Genomic DNA, 13,679 nt, shown 5'->3' on the forward strand with positions numbered 1-13,679 from the left:
AAAAGACCCCTGCAAATGCAGAGGTCAAATGTTTTTTTTATAAGTCTGGGATGTGCGGTATTAAATAAAAACCCCAGCGAGCTTTTGCCCACTGGGGTTTTTATTACGTTTTATTACATTTGTTCACTCGGATTTGCTCCACCTTGAGCTTGTTGTTTGTAGAGGTATTCGCCTATCTTCATGCTTTCTCTTTGCAAGTCGTCGAATAGTATCTTGACTTTTGCGATATCGTCTCTGTTGATTGCGTCTCTCAAATCCTTAATGATTTCTTCTAACCTGTTCTTTGTATCTGCTGGTATCTTGTCACCGTTTTCTTTGAGTATTTTTTCGATGTGGTAAGCAAGGTCGTCCGCTTTGTTCTTTAGTTCGACTTCTTCACGTTTTCTTCTGTCCTGTTCTTCATACATTTGCGCTTCTCTAATCATTCTTTCAATATCTTCGCTGCTTAGTTGATGTCTACCAGTGACAACCATGGATTGTTCTTTTCCAGTGCCAAGGTCCTTTGCTGAGACATGGACTATACCATCAGCGTCGATGTCGAACGTAACTTCGATTTGTGGCACTCCCCTTGGTGCCGGTGGAATACCTACAAGTTGGAAGCTACCAAGGAATATGTTATCTCTTGCCATTGCACGTTCACCTTGATAGACTCTTACTTCAACACTTGTTTGACCATCTTCAGCTGTTGTGAATATTTTGCTCTTTCTAACAGGAATTGTTGTGTTCCTTGGAATTATCGGTTCCATCAATCCACCCTTGACTTCAACACCGAGTGTGAGTGGTGTAACGTCTACAAGTACTACGTCTTTGTCTTTTGCACCTTCGGTTCCTGCCAAAATCGCTGCTTGGATTGCCGCGCCAATTGCAACAGCTTCGTCTGGGTTCACACTCTTGTTCGGTTCTTTTCCGAAAATGTCCTTGATGAACCTCTGCACCATCGGAACTCTTGTCATACCACCAACGAGAATTATTTCGTCGATGTCCTGTGGCGAAAGTTTTGCGTCGTTAAGTGCTCTTTCAATTGGTTCTCTTGTTTTTTCAACAAGGTCTCTTGTGAGTGATTCGAACATTGCTCTTGTGAGTTTCATTTCTAAGTGCAGTGGACCTTCAGCTGTAGCTGTGATATACGGCAAGCTTATGTCCGTCTCAAGTTTTGTAGACAATTCTATCTTTGCTTTTTCGGCAGCATCTCTGATTCTTTGGAGCGCTTGTTTGTCGTTTCTTAAGTCTACGCCATGTTGTTTTTTGAACTCGTCGATGATGTAGTCCATTATTCTTTGGTCGAAGTCGTCACCACCGAGGTGGTTGTTACCACTTGTTGCGATAACTTGAATGACTCCTCCACCTATCTCAAGTATGGAGACGTCAAACGTTCCCCCACCAAGGTCGTAGACCAGAACCTTTCTTTCACCTTCCATTTTGTCAAGACCGTAAGCCAATGCTGCAGCTGTTGGCTCGTTAATTATCCTGAGCACTTCAAGTCCAGCTATGATACCAGCCTCTTTGGTAGCTTGTCGTTGAGCGTCGTTGAAGTAAGCTGGACAAGTAATAACTGCCTTTTTAATTTCACCACCGAGATATTCTTCTGCGTCTTTTTTGAGTTTCTTGAGTATGAGCGCACTGATTTCTTGAGGTGTGTACTCCTTGTCATCGATCCTCACCTTGTAGTCTGTTCCCATTTTTCTTTTAATGGATTTAATAGTTCTTTCCGAGTTCAAAATGAGCTGGCGCTTTGCTGGTTCACCAACAAGAATCTCACCGGTTTTCGTAAACGAGACTATAGACGGTGTCGTGCGACTGCCTTCTGCGTTTGGAATGACTTCGACTGTTCCATCTGGTTTCATCCATGCAATAACTGAGTTGGTCGTGCCAAGGTCAATTCCAACAACAAACTCTTTCTTCGCCATATATATCCACCTCCGTAAAATTTTTGTTTTTTGTTTGCCGAATATATTCTATCAAATTAGCACTCATTTGTCAAGAGTGATAATCAAAATTTCTAAAAAATTTGGGGTGACAGTAGCACCCTAAATGTGATTTGGTGTGAGGATTTATCCTATGTAAAATACTTTGTTTATCCTATTCAGCCATCCGTTCAAATACTTGGGATTTTTGATACCAATGCGTTTGGCATGTTCTCTGAAAGCGAGTCTTAGTTTTTCAATAATTTTGGGAAATTCGGGGTCAGAATCACGCAATACGATGAGTTTTTCCTTTGGAACTACAGAATAGGCTATTGAGAAGGCTTTGTTGCCAAAGAGCACACACATGTGCATTAGAGCTACTTGGAGTCTTACGCTTTGGTATTTGTAAAGGCCGTTGGGAAGGTAATAGCGAACGTATAAGATATTGAATGCGTCTTGCCTTGTAATACGGAAAACATCGATATCGGGATTGTATTTAGAAGATATCCCGTATTTTGTGAATCCTCCTGCTTCATCAAAAGTCAAGGCTTCCCCTTCGTAGTCAACAACGCTATAAATAACGTATTCAACTGTTCTGTCTCTTGCCAATGCCTGCCTCAGGCTTTTCAATTCTTCTTGCATTTGATTGTATCTTTCAATTAGTGTTACAGTATCTTCTTGGGTGTCTGTCTCAAACTCAGTGTAAGTTTCGGTAATAACAAGCTCTGTCGACTCTGCATTATGTTCAAGCGAGGCAAAATAAGGCTCACGTATGTCTGTCTGAGTATATTGATTTTGAGCCTGCAGTGTTTTGCTGTTTAAAAACGTGCCCAAAATTGAAAAGGTTATTATGAAACTTCCAATAATTATCAAGTAAAAAAGGCTATTTTCAAGCTTTTTGGAATTGCGCAACTTTCCGCCTCCGTTTTTTCCGAAACTTACAATGTGAATTATATCATATGGTCCATCCAAAACTTTTGCAATTTTTATTCTTCCAATTTGAACGAAGAAACAAGGGGTTTGGTCTAAACATATATAACGGTGGGTAATCCCACCAATTTTTAAAAGGGAGATGAAATTATGTTGAAAGGGAACAAAGTGGTTTTCTTAGCTCTCGTCATAGCTTTGATTTTCATCGTGCTCTCATGTGTCCCAGTAACGCCACCCAGCACGGCAAAAGAAGTCGTTATTCAAACCTCAAGACATGGGCATCCCACAAATGCTCACTTGGTATATGCGAAGGATGGATTGACTGGTAGTTGGACAAAGTTAACAGGAACAAACGGTCTTTACAAGTTCACGGTTAACGACCCGCAGGGACTTTATTCAATCGCTGTTGCTGAGCCTGAGTTTGGATACAAACCAAAAAGTGTTCAATTTTTCCACGCAAAGCTTTCTGAAACAAATTATGTGTATATAGACGTTGGAAACGCCACAGATGAAGATGCCGCAACACTCACAATAAACATGCCTGGTGGGTATGACGACAAACAACTGTGCGTATTCTTCCATCATGAGCACAGATTTCCAATGGTTGAATCAAACAAGGCTGTTGCTCCAAACTTACCAAAATCAAAAGCAGATTTGGTAATCTTTGTAGGAGCGCCTTGGTCAGAGTCTGGAATAGAGAAGGTTGCTATTATTAGAGATTTTGTACTGGACGCCGATAAAGAAATTTTCTTAACCGAAGAGATGTTAAAAGCGCCTGAAAGTGCAACTAAATTTGATGATATTTTTGTTGAATGGCTCATAGGCGGCACTACCGAAATTTTCGGCGTTGATTCTATTAAGATACCAACTGCATTGAAGAGTGATAATGACCTTTATATTTTGGGTTTTGCTGACTGGAATCGAGGGTTTATTTATACTGAATATCAAAAAAACTACCCAACAACCACACCATTTGCAACAAGTTCGATTAATCCTGCAAATCTCCCAGAAACAAAAGTAAGCACTTCCGTTGAGGATAATAATCTTAAAATTGTGATAACACCTTACAATCCAAACATGACAGGTTTAGAGACGATTTTGTACACAACCATTTTTGGCTACTATGATTCAGTCGACAGTTATGGAAATCCTGAATTTGATGTGCTCTATATAGCTCAAGTATCATCCGGATATCTCGCAGCTGTCGGTAATAATTACGTAGTTCCAAAAATCGGTGGCGATTTTGCGCAGTTCGATATTGATACAACAAAGAACATTTTGGTGGAACCTCCGTTTTATGCTGCTTCAAACAAGAGCGTTAAGGAATTGTTCATTCCAACAGATGGAACAAAGATGCTTAAGTTTGGCTACTGGGGATTTTGAAAAAATAAAAAAATAAAAAGAGCGGCAGTCTAACATGGCTGCCGCTTTTTTGTTTTTTATTATCAAGCTTATTTATTTTTTTGAGTTATAGACCTTTATCCCTTCAGCAAGTATTCTCACCGCATCAGCAAGTTTGTCAGCTTCGAGCACGTAAGCTATTCTTATTTCACTCATTCCAGCACCGGGGGTTACATAAAATCCGCTCAGTGGGGAAACCATAGTTGTCTTACTACCGACGTTAAATTCTTTGAGCATCCAGATTACGTTTATATCTGGATGAAACCTCGAGGCTATGCCGTATTTCGTTGTTCCGCCAAGTTCGTCGTATGTGAGAGTTCCTCCTTCGTAGTCTACAACGCTATATATTACGTATTCAACCGTACGTTGAATAGCAAGAGTATTTTTGAGCTCTTCTATTTCTTTTTCAAGTTCTTTGTATTTATCCAGTATTTCAGAGTCAATTTTATTCTCTGAATTTGTCGTACTTTCTTCATCGCTTTGATTCGTGTTTACAATGTCGGTGGTGGTTGCTGAATTGGAAACTTCTATGCTTTGATTTGCTGATTGTTACCGATGTGCCTTGCTTTTGCAATTGCTAAGTAGACAACACCGTTAATTAAGAGTATGACACCGAAGATTATGGCGTAAGTGAGTATTATCTCAGGTCTTTCGGTCTTGTCAGATTTGTCCATTTACGCCCTCCAATAATTTTGGTATAGAGATTTTAGATTATTATAACATATTTTTCTGTTTGACGAACTTCAAGTTTCACTTGTATAATATATTATGTTGGTACAAGTAGTACCAACAAATTTTACGAAGGAAGGTGGGCGTATGTTGAAGAGATTATTAAGTTCCAAAGTTTTTCTGTTTTTGACAGTTACAACTACATTGTTCATGGTTATCTCTTCCTGTGCCCCAGTAACACCACCTAGTACATCAAAAGAGGTTGTTATCCAAACATCTAGAGCTGGGCATCCCACAAATGCTCACTTGGTCTATGCTAAAGATGGATTGACTGGTAGTTGGACAAAGTTAACAGGAACAAACGGTGTGTACAAGTTTACGGTGAAGGACCCACAGGGGTTGTATTCAATTGCTATCGCTGAGCCTGGGTCTCCGAGCAAACCAAAAAGCGTTCGGTTTTTCCACGCCAAACTATCCGAAACAAATTATGTGCATATAGACCTTCTACCCCCCCTATCCCCCACCACATCTGAAGATTTCGCAACCCTCACGATCAACATACCTTCAGGGTATAACGATAAAACATTGAGTGTGTTTTTCTGTGATAAGTTTGACTACCCAACCGTTCAATCAAACAAGGCGGTTGCTTCAAACTTACCAAAAGCAAAGGCAGATTTGGTAATCTTTGTAGGAACGCCAGCATCGGATGTAGAAAAAGTCGCTATTATTAGGAATTTTGAACTGAATTCCGATAAGGAAATTACTTTAACCGAAGACATGTTAAAAACACCCGAGAGTGCAACTAAATTTGATGATATTTCTGTTGCATGGCTCGTAGGCGGAACTACCGGAATTTTCTTCGTTAACGGTATTAAGATACCAAGTACATTGAAGAGTGATAAGGACCTTTATGTTCCGATTTACAGTAACCTGTTTCGAGGGTTATCTTATAATGAATATCGAAAAGATTACCCAACGACGACACCATTTGCGACAAGTTCAATTAACCCTGCAAATTTCCCAGAAACGGGAGTAAGTACTTCCGTTGAGAATAATAATCTTAAAATTGTGATAACGCCTTACAATCCAAACATGACAGGTATGAACACTATCTTATACATGACTTATTTTGGTTATTCTTCTTCAGATTTACCGTACGTGGCTTATATATCATCCGGATACCTTTCAGCTGTTGGAAATAATTACGTAGTTCCAAAAATCGGTGGCGATTTTGCGCAGTTTGATATTGATACAACAAAGAGCATTAAAGTATACCCTCCATCTTATCTTGCTTCAAATAAAAACGTTAAAGAATTCTTTATTCCAACAGACGGGGCAAAGATGCTTAAGCTTGGATTTTTCATTTTTACGATGAACCGACTATACTAGCTACTATGATTCAGTCGACAGTTATGGAAATCCTGAATTTGATGTGCTCTATATAGCTCAAGTATCATCCGGATATCTCGCAGCTGTCGGTAATAATTACGTAGTTCCAAAAATCGGTGGCGATTTTGCGCAGTTTGATATTGATACTACAAAAAACATTTTGGTATATCCTACGCTTTATACGGCGTCAAACAAGAGCGTTAAGGAATTGTTCGTTCCAACAGACGGGACAAAGACGCTTGAGCTTGAAGACTTCTAAAAAATTATCAAAGCGGCAGTCTAACATGGCTGCCGCTTTTTTGTTTTTTATTATCAAGCTTATTTATTTTTTTGAGTTATAGACCTTTATCCCTTCAGCAAGTATTCTCACCGCATCAGCAAGTTTATCTGCTTCAAGAACGTAGGCGATTCGAATTTCACTCATTCCAGCACCGGGGGTTGCATAAAATCCGCTCAGTGGGGAAACCATCGTTGTTTTGCCGTCAACGTTGAACTCTTTGAGCATCCAAATGATGAAATCTTCTGCATTTTCAACAGGGAGTTTGGCTGATAGGTAGAATGCACCTTCTGGTTTGTGGACTACCACACCTGGGATTTCTTTAAGAGCTTCGTAGGTTGCGTCTCTTCTTTTTTGGTATTCATCACGCACAGAGTTTGTGTAGTCTTCTCCAAGTGTGAGCAACCCAATTGCCCCAAATTGTGTTGTTTCAGCCGGACAAAGTCTTGCTTGTGCAAATTTGAGTGCATTCTTGTAGAATTCTTTGTTCTTTGTGACAAGTGTACCTATTCTTGCACCGCAAGCACTGTAGCGTTTTGAGATGCTATCGACCATGATGATTTGTTCTTCAATGCCTTCGAAGTGGAATATGGAGATGTGTTTTCTGCCATCGAATGTGAACTCTCTGTAGACTTCATCAGAAATTATCACCAAATTGTGCTTTTTGGCAAATTCTACAATTGTTTTCATTTCTTCATAGGTGTAAACAGTTCCTGTTGGGTTGGATGGGTTAGAAAAGAGTATAGCTTTCGTTTTTGGGCTGACGACTTTTTCAAATTCACTCATTGGTGGTAGTCTGTAGCCATCTTCAGGATGAGCTGTAACTGGGACGAGTTTTACATTGAGGTAAGAAGCAAATCCAAGGTAGTTCGCATAGAATGGCTCGATGGTTATAACCTCATCGCCAGGGTCACAGACAACACCAAGTGCAAACATTATGGCTTCACTACCGCCATTGGTTACCATTATGTCGTCAGCTGTTACGTGTATGTTGTGTCGTTCGTAGTATTTAGAAAACGCTTCCCTTAGTTCCAGAAGACCTTGTGAGTGTGTATAGGCAACAACTTCTGGTTTGTATTTTTCTATATACTCGTACCAAACCTTCGGTGTTTTGATATCAGGCTGGCCTATGTTAAGGTAGTAGATCTGTATTCCCCTCTTTTTTGCCTCGTCGGCATAGGGGACTAGTCTTCTTATAGGACTTGCCGGAGTTTCAAGTGCCCTTTTGGATATTTTTGAAACCATGTGCAATTCCTCCTTATCGTATTATACGTATACTAATTCAGTGCTTACGACTTCTGGCATGTCCAATGGTTCGGAATGTATCAGTTCAATTAAAGCATATTCTTCGGTATACGAAATATCAAGTATGGTAACCCCTATATAGCTCAGTTGTTGCATTTTTTTACCGTACGAAAGGAAATCAATCTTTAATTTTTGCTTGTATGCTCTTTTTTTCTCAATTATGCGTTTTTCACTCTGCGCTTTCTCAACTGCAATCTCAACTGCTTTAGAGTATGCATCTATCAAACCTCTGACCCCGAGTTTTACTCCTCCGAAATATCTGGTAACGACAACCGCTACGTTGAGTAGTTGGTGTTTGCGAAGGGTATTAAGTATGGGCAGACCAGCCGTTCCCGAAGGCTCGCCTGCATCTGAAGAAAATTCAAGAATGTTGCCATTATAAATTAACCTGTAAGCTGGACAGTTGTGGGTAGCATCTTGATATTTTCTGTTAATTTCGCTTATAAAAGCCTTGGCTTCTTCCTCTGTTTGGATTCCTTTAAGTGTGGTGATGAATATAGAACGTTCTATGTTTATCTTTGTTTCAATTATTCCTTCAATAGTTCTGAATCTTTCAATCTCCATTTTGCTTCCATATACACCTGCCCGTTGTCGAGGTTGTAGAACTTTGCTGAGAGTGTTTCGTTATCTACTTCAATTACCAAAACGCTTCTTGGAGTGTCGTTTTTCGGAAGGGATGTGCTTCCCGGGTTCAACACGTATTTTCCGCTTATTTCCTCTATTTTTGAAACATGCGTGTGACCATGAACGATGAACTGAGCGTGGGTATCCTTGGCAAATTCCTCGATGTTGTTTTCTTCAAAAATCTCACCGTGGACAAGTGTAAAAGAGAAATCACCGAAGTATTCCAAGGAGATTTTTGGCATTTCAGGTATTTCCAAAACTTTCAAGTCAACATCCGCATCACAGTTTCCCCGTATGTAGTTGATTCGATACTTTTTGAGTCTTTCAACTAATTCTTTTGGGTTATATCCTTCTGGAAGTGGATTCCTGGGACCATGGTAAAGGATGTCGCCAAGGTGGAATATACTTGTGAAAGAAGACAAATCGAATAGCTTCTCTAAATCTTCCCAAGCTTTCACAGAGCCATGTGTATCACTTACTATCAATACTTTAACGTGTCCCATACTTTCATCCTCCTGTGCTATATGTCGTTTTATCATCTTGGTTATTTTGTAAAATTTCCAACATTTTTCGATATTTATTCACCGTTCTGCGTGATATTTGGATACCTGCCGATTTGAGTACAAGTGTAATGTGAGCATCTGTTAGTCCGCTATCCAATTTGAGCAGTTTTTCGATTTCTTGCAACACAATTTTTTGGTTGAGTATTCTGCCAAAAAAGAACCTCAAAGGAAGAATACCGAAGGGTGTGCTAACGTGTTTGTTTCTGACAGCTCTACTAATGGTCGAAACATGGACACCTAAGAGCCTTGCCATATATCTCATGGTAAATATCTGGGGGTATTTTCTGTAGCCTCTGAGAAAATATTCATTTACTTTACGTATCTCTTCGCAAATTTTCAGGAGTGTTTCTTCTCTCATTTGTAACGCCTTGGCTATTATTGGGTCCTTTACCTCTATCTTTCGAACCTCTACCTTTTCTGGGGTCATTATTATATCCGGTTCGATGTACATGAGTTTTTCATTAACTGTGTTTTGCTGAATCTCTTCTGCAAATTCTGTGAAAATTAGGTCAATAAGTTCTTTGGCTTGTTGAGTTTGGATATTAAATTTTTCTGCCAGTTCCTGGGGTGTAATCCTTATTCTACCTTTACTGTCGATGTTGTAAATTACGTATTCAGCCACTTTCTCTTCTTGGTCACTTAATCCAAGATATGGCAACAACTTAATTAAGACCTCATGGAGGTCTTCAGAATATGCATGATATGTGTCATCTATTTCAACCACAGGCAAGTATTTTTCACGCAAGATATGATACGGTAGTTCAAGTATGTTAAGATAGAACCTTTCCGTTTTTGTGAGTAATAATTTTTGCTCTAACCTTGGACTTTGAGAGCTGTTATTTCTTTTGCTATCTGGCATGCCAACCTCACATTATTTTTCAAAAGTTCAATGTTCGCCCTTAAGGTTTTGTAGTTACTCAGTTCAGCTACACGGGAAAGTAGATATGGTGTGACTTGCTTACCGGTGATACCTTTTTCTTCGCATTCTTTTAACGCTTGTTCGATGTAACCCTCCACTTCGCTTTCTGATATAGCGTGCTCTTCGGGAATGGGATTTGCAACTAAGATAGCACCTTCTATCCCGAGTTCTCCCTTAGCCAAGTAAATCTTTGCAACTTCTTCTGGTTTTTCAACCACGTGGTCTAATTTGAAAGAAGACAGACCTTCGTAGAATATAGGGAACTTATCTGTTCTGTATCCAAGCACGAGAATCTGGAATGTTTCCATAAATTCGATAGTTTTTTTTACATCAAGAATGGACTTACAACCTGCGCTTACAACTACTATATCTGTCTTCGACATCTCCGTTATATCCTGCGAGACATCCCAGTCACCTACGTGTACACCACCAATTCCACCCGTTGCAAAAACATCTATACCAGCCATTTTCGCTATGCGCATCGTGGCACTGACCGTTGTTGCGGCACTTTTCTTCAATGCAACCACGTAAGGTATCTCGCGCGTACCTATTTTTAAGGGGTCATCTTCGAGCATACGGATGATTTCTTCCTCTGTCATACCCACTATGATTTGCCCTTTAAGAACCCCTATCGTTCCTGGAACAACACCATTTTCTGTGCATATTTCTTCCAAAATCTTTGCCGTTTCTATGTTGTGTGGATACGGTAAACCATGAGCAATCACAGTGCTCTCAAGAGCAACAATCGGTTTGCTTTTTTCAAGTGCATCTTTGACCTTAGGCGATATTCTTAATTCATACATTTTTCTCACTCCTACTGGTTTTCGCTAAACTATAGTTATCTTCTGATGTTAATTATAACATACATAAAAAACTTCGGCAAAAATTAGAAGATAAAAAGGGAGCCAACCGATTTGTCCCTTGGCTCCCCTGCTTACAAGAATAAAGTTATTCTCGTTACTTCACATTGAAAATCGTTCTGAACTCACCTAAGTTCTTTATATCCACTATCACTTCATACATGCCCGCGGGGAATTTACCAAGTTCTATTGTTTTTGTTGGTGTTGTAAATGCCTGTGTCACCATATCACCGGGACCTGGTTTGTAAAATGTGCCTGTTACCGTAATCTTTCCGGGATTTTTACCAACTGGATAAACGATGTCTGGTTCGTTCAGTTCTATTCGATAACCACCTGTTGGGAATGTTCCTGCAATTACTTGAAGGAATATAACATCATCTTTTGATACCTCTTCACCTTCATCAATAGCCCTGTAACCCGTTTGTGTTCTGACCAACAGTTTTATATTCGCACTCTCTTTATCACCATAAATTGGCACGCTCACTTCACCACCTGTAGTTGGTTTGGGTTGCTCAACAACTTGAGAATTGACATACAGTGTATATTTGGCTGGAAGGATAACTAATATTAAAGGTAGGCGAATGTAGCTTTTATCACGTGTCCCTGCAATTTCTTCTGTGTATTCTTTCTTACCATCTGGACTTATTGCACGTATTTTGAAAGAAGTATTAGTTTGCTGGGTTGTTAGAGGCTGGAACAACCATGCTTTGAGGATGTATCCTTTACTTTCTTCATCTTCAAAAAGCTTTATATACTGAACAGAAAAAGTCCTTGTCCCGACCGATTTGAACAAATACTCAGGCAATGTTGTGGTAAGCTTTTTGACGAATAATTCTGTTCCCTGAGAAAAAGAAAGTACAGAAAATACTACGGTAATAGCTAAAACCGTTAACAAACAGATGATTCTTTGTGTGCTTTTAGTTCTCATGAAATCGCCCCCTTCGAAAAGTTTGCAAAAAGCAGATTATAAACCTGATTTTTTGCTGTCTTGTCCGTGTTTTTGCATTTTCTGTTCATACATCTTTTTATCGGCTTCTTCGTATGCTTTGTCAAAATCTTCAAATGGGGCGTAACCATACGAAAAACCAATACCAAGCACATTTTTGCAATCGTTGTATAAACGATTTACAATTTTCAATACGTCAGTTTCTTTTACAGATTTAAATATCAAACAAAATTCATCCCCACCCAGTCGTATGAAATAATCCTGGTTTCTGATATGCGATTTCACAATCTCAGCAAATCTTCTCAGCACGTCGTCACCGTAAATATGACCGTATTTATCGTTGAGAGCTTTGAAACCGTCTAGGTCAAGTAGGACGAATATTCCTCCCTTGGGAATTAGGTCTATCACCTTTCGGTTATAGACACCGGTTAAATGGTCGATAAGGTTCTCCCTCTTTAGTCTTTCGTGTGAAATAAATAGCTCCTTAAACTTCCGGATTGTTGCAGTTCCAACAAACACAAGAAAAACAAATCGACCGTAATGAATTGTCAGTTCGTTTGTTTGGTTTGTGGCTAAAACATAAAATGTTTGGATTCCTGTGAAGTATAGGAATATGACTGGGAAGTAGAGTTCTATTAGTTTGTGTTTGAAGATGAAATAAAGTATGACAAACATTAGGCCAAGTGAGTAAAGCTCTGAAATTGTACTTACGATGTGGATGTATTTAACACTTGGGGAAAATACAGCTATCGATATTAAAACAACAGGTATGGCTTGCAAAATGTACCTGAATTTTTTGCTGAGCGAAACATCCCCAGTTGAAATGGTCAGAACAGAGAAAAAGAGAAATGTCAAAACAAACACCGAACCTGTTATGGCAAATTCTTCGAATAAGAGGTACACGACCGGGCTACCAGAGGATTCGCGATAGGTGAATTGAACGAGCGAGAGTATCATAAAAACAGAGGCAGTAATTAAGTAGCGATAAACCTTTTTCTCTTTTTCACTAGCACTCTGGTAAGCAATCAAAAGTAAGTAGACAATCAAAGCTGTGGCACCAATACCGACGAGCGTGATTTTATCTCTGAAGAAATCAATTAACGCAACCCTTTGTATAGCATCTTCATAAGTTGCCAAGTACGGTTTACCATACAAACCTACACCAACTAAGCCATGTAAGACAACAGTTATTTTGTTTGGCCTGTCTGGATACAATAACATTTGTGGCACTTTGACCAATAAAGCCCTGGGCCAAAGATTTCCACTACCATCTCCAAACGAGGCTGTAAGTACACCGTTTACGTAAACATCAAACTTTGTAGCCAAAACCTTTTGAAAAACAATGTAGTTGTTTACACCATTGTACTCAAAGGTTCCATTTAAAGTTACTTTCGAAGGTTTGTCAAGTTCTATATATTTACCCAACCCAGCATCCCATTGTATAACTGGTCCAACTGGCTGATTTATCAATCCAAGTGTAAAGTAAAGAACCCCAGATACCACTCCGGCAAGTATAATCAAAAATAAACCTTTCATACACAAAGAAGCCTTCTTAACTTCCCCCATTTTCTATCACACCCCGGCATCACGAAAATAATAACGGCGCTTTAATGAATATCTACGCACAAAAACACTCAGCACACTTTCAAAATGTATTATATCACTGTTAAAATATTTTTATCAAGTTGCCTTTTTGAAAAAAATATAAAAAAAGCAAAAGCCTCTGCGGAAAGCAGAGGCTTTTTGAAGGATATTTAGGAATCCTGGGCACTACCTACTCTCGCAAGGGGTCGCCCCCTTACTACCATCGGCCCGCGGTGGCTTAACGGCCAGGTTCGGAATGGAGCTGGGTGTTTCCCACCGCAGTATCGGCACCCAGGGCCATTCAAAAG

14 protein-coding genes and 1 rRNA gene are annotated in these 13,679 nt (G+C 39.5%); 3 read left to right on the plus strand and 12 right to left on the minus strand.

The window, feature by feature from the left end:
* Positions 1 to 113 precede the first annotated feature (113 nt).
* Together dnaK and AC3M61_RS10110 are read right to left on the minus strand one after the other, a co-directional pair.
* Positions 114 to 1,907, minus strand: a complete 1,794-nt coding sequence (gene dnaK / locus AC3M61_RS10105) for a molecular chaperone DnaK (RefSeq protein WP_500780698.1) — start codon at positions 1,905 to 1,907, stop codon at positions 114 to 116.
* Positions 1,908 to 2,051: 144 nt separating this feature from the next.
* Positions 2,052 to 2,816, minus strand: a complete 765-nt coding sequence (locus tag AC3M61_RS10110; RefSeq protein WP_500780699.1) for a glycosyl hydrolase 108 family protein — start codon at positions 2,814 to 2,816, stop codon at positions 2,052 to 2,054.
* Positions 2,817 to 2,984: 168 nt separating this feature from the next.
* Here AC3M61_RS10110 and AC3M61_RS10115 point away from each other — a divergent pair, with 168 nt between their 5' ends.
* On the plus strand, positions 2,985 to 4,217 hold the full coding sequence (locus AC3M61_RS10115) for a hypothetical protein (RefSeq protein WP_500780700.1): 1,233 nt from the start codon (positions 2,985 to 2,987) through the stop codon (positions 4,215 to 4,217).
* A 72-nt stretch (positions 4,218 to 4,289) separates the two neighbouring features.
* On the opposite strand, the gene AC3M61_RS10120 is transcribed toward AC3M61_RS10115, so the two are convergent.
* Positions 4,290 to 4,472 (minus strand): hypothetical protein, encoded by a 183-nt coding sequence (locus AC3M61_RS10120; RefSeq protein WP_500780701.1) that lies wholly within the window; start codon positions 4,470 to 4,472, stop codon positions 4,290 to 4,292.
* A gap of 290 nt (positions 4,473 to 4,762) precedes the next feature.
* Positions 4,763 to 4,909 (minus strand): hypothetical protein, encoded by a 147-nt coding sequence (locus AC3M61_RS10125; RefSeq protein ID WP_500780702.1) that lies wholly within the window; start codon positions 4,907 to 4,909, stop codon positions 4,763 to 4,765.
* A gap of 142 nt (positions 4,910 to 5,051) precedes the next feature.
* Here AC3M61_RS10125 and AC3M61_RS10130 point away from each other — a divergent pair, with 142 nt between their 5' ends.
* Entirely contained in the window at positions 5,052 to 6,293 is a 1,242-nt protein-coding gene (locus AC3M61_RS10130) for a hypothetical protein (protein ID WP_500780703.1), read from the plus strand.
* A 43-nt stretch (positions 6,294 to 6,336) separates the two neighbouring features.
* The gene (locus tag AC3M61_RS10135) at positions 6,337 to 6,552 is read left to right on the plus strand and encodes a hypothetical protein (protein ID WP_500780704.1); all 216 of its coding nucleotides are present in this window, start codon (positions 6,337 to 6,339) and stop codon (positions 6,550 to 6,552) included.
* 63 nt (positions 6,553 to 6,615) lie between these two features.
* On the opposite strand, the gene AC3M61_RS10140 is transcribed toward AC3M61_RS10135, so the two are convergent.
* The 8 genes from AC3M61_RS10140 to rrf all read right to left on the minus strand — a co-directional run bounded on the left by AC3M61_RS10140 (position 6,616) and on the right by rrf (position 13,666).
* Positions 6,616 to 7,815, minus strand: a complete 1,200-nt coding sequence (locus AC3M61_RS10140; RefSeq protein WP_500780705.1) for a pyridoxal phosphate-dependent aminotransferase — start codon at positions 7,813 to 7,815, stop codon at positions 6,616 to 6,618.
* Positions 7,816 to 7,836: 21 nt separating this feature from the next.
* A complete protein-coding gene (locus tag AC3M61_RS10145) occupies positions 7,837 to 8,439 on the minus strand; it encodes an IMPACT family protein (protein ID WP_500780706.1) in 603 nt (200 codons plus the stop codon).
* Positions 8,403 to 9,002 carry a phosphodiesterase gene (gene yfcE / locus AC3M61_RS10150; protein WP_500780707.1) on the minus strand — a complete coding sequence of 200 codons (600 nt, stop codon included), beginning with the start codon at positions 9,000 to 9,002 and terminating at the stop codon, positions 8,403 to 8,405. Before yfcE ends, AC3M61_RS10145 begins: the two co-directional genes overlap by 37 nt.
* 4 nt (positions 9,003 to 9,006) lie before the next feature.
* Positions 9,007 to 9,921: an RNA polymerase factor sigma-54 gene (locus tag AC3M61_RS10155; protein ID WP_500780708.1), complete on the minus strand. Its 915-nt coding sequence runs from the start codon at positions 9,919 to 9,921 to the stop codon at positions 9,007 to 9,009.
* A complete protein-coding gene (locus tag AC3M61_RS10160) occupies positions 9,876 to 10,784 on the minus strand; it encodes a pseudouridine-5'-phosphate glycosidase (protein ID WP_500780709.1) in 909 nt (302 codons plus the stop codon). The genes AC3M61_RS10155 and AC3M61_RS10160 overlap by 46 nt, the downstream gene beginning before the upstream one ends.
* Before the next feature lie 154 nt (positions 10,785 to 10,938).
* Positions 10,939 to 11,769, minus strand: a complete 831-nt coding sequence (locus AC3M61_RS10165) for a protease complex subunit PrcB family protein (RefSeq protein ID WP_500780710.1) — start codon at positions 11,767 to 11,769, stop codon at positions 10,939 to 10,941.
* 36 nt (positions 11,770 to 11,805) lie between these two features.
* Positions 11,806 to 13,353 carry a GGDEF domain-containing protein gene (locus tag AC3M61_RS10170; RefSeq protein WP_500780711.1) on the minus strand — a complete coding sequence of 516 codons (1,548 nt, stop codon included), beginning with the start codon at positions 13,351 to 13,353 and terminating at the stop codon, positions 11,806 to 11,808.
* A 196-nt stretch (positions 13,354 to 13,549) separates the two neighbouring features.
* Positions 13,550 to 13,666: ribosomal RNA gene (gene rrf / locus AC3M61_RS10175) — 5S ribosomal RNA — on the minus strand.
* Between the last annotated feature and the right edge of the window lie 13 nt (positions 13,667 to 13,679).

It is taken from the genome of Fervidobacterium sp. (genome assembly GCF_059913585.1).

Excerpts from the sequence above, each read along its gene's own strand:
- dnaK (WP_500780698.1), bottom strand. The coding sequence starts at position 1,907 with ATGGCGAAGAAAGAGTTTGTTGTTGGAATTGACCTTGGCACGACCAAC.
- AC3M61_RS10115 (WP_500780700.1), top strand. The coding sequence starts at position 2,985 with ATGTTGAAAGGGAACAAAGTGGTTTTCTTAGCTCTCGTCATAGCTTTG.
- AC3M61_RS10120 (WP_500780701.1), bottom strand. The coding sequence starts at position 4,472 with ATGCTCAAAGAATTTAACGTCGGTAGTAAGACAACTATGGTTTCCCCA.
- AC3M61_RS10125 (WP_500780702.1), bottom strand. The coding sequence starts at position 4,909 with ATGGACAAATCTGACAAGACCGAAAGACCTGAGATAATACTCACTTAC.
- AC3M61_RS10130 (WP_500780703.1), top strand. The coding sequence starts at position 5,052 with ATGTTGAAGAGATTATTAAGTTCCAAAGTTTTTCTGTTTTTGACAGTT.
- AC3M61_RS10140 (WP_500780705.1), bottom strand. The coding sequence starts at position 7,815 with ATGGTTTCAAAAATATCCAAAAGGGCACTTGAAACTCCGGCAAGTCCT.
- AC3M61_RS10145 (WP_500780706.1), bottom strand. The coding sequence starts at position 8,439 with ATGGAGATTGAAAGATTCAGAACTATTGAAGGAATAATTGAAACAAAG.
- yfcE (WP_500780707.1), bottom strand. The coding sequence starts at position 9,002 with ATGGGACACGTTAAAGTATTGATAGTAAGTGATACACATGGCTCTGTG.
- AC3M61_RS10155 (WP_500780708.1), bottom strand. The coding sequence starts at position 9,921 with ATGCCAGATAGCAAAAGAAATAACAGCTCTCAAAGTCCAAGGTTAGAG.
- AC3M61_RS10160 (WP_500780709.1), bottom strand. The coding sequence starts at position 10,784 with ATGTATGAATTAAGAATATCGCCTAAGGTCAAAGATGCACTTGAAAAA.
- AC3M61_RS10165 (WP_500780710.1), bottom strand. The coding sequence starts at position 11,769 with ATGAGAACTAAAAGCACACAAAGAATCATCTGTTTGTTAACGGTTTTA.
- AC3M61_RS10170 (WP_500780711.1), bottom strand. The coding sequence starts at position 13,353 with ATGGGGGAAGTTAAGAAGGCTTCTTTGTGTATGAAAGGTTTATTTTTG.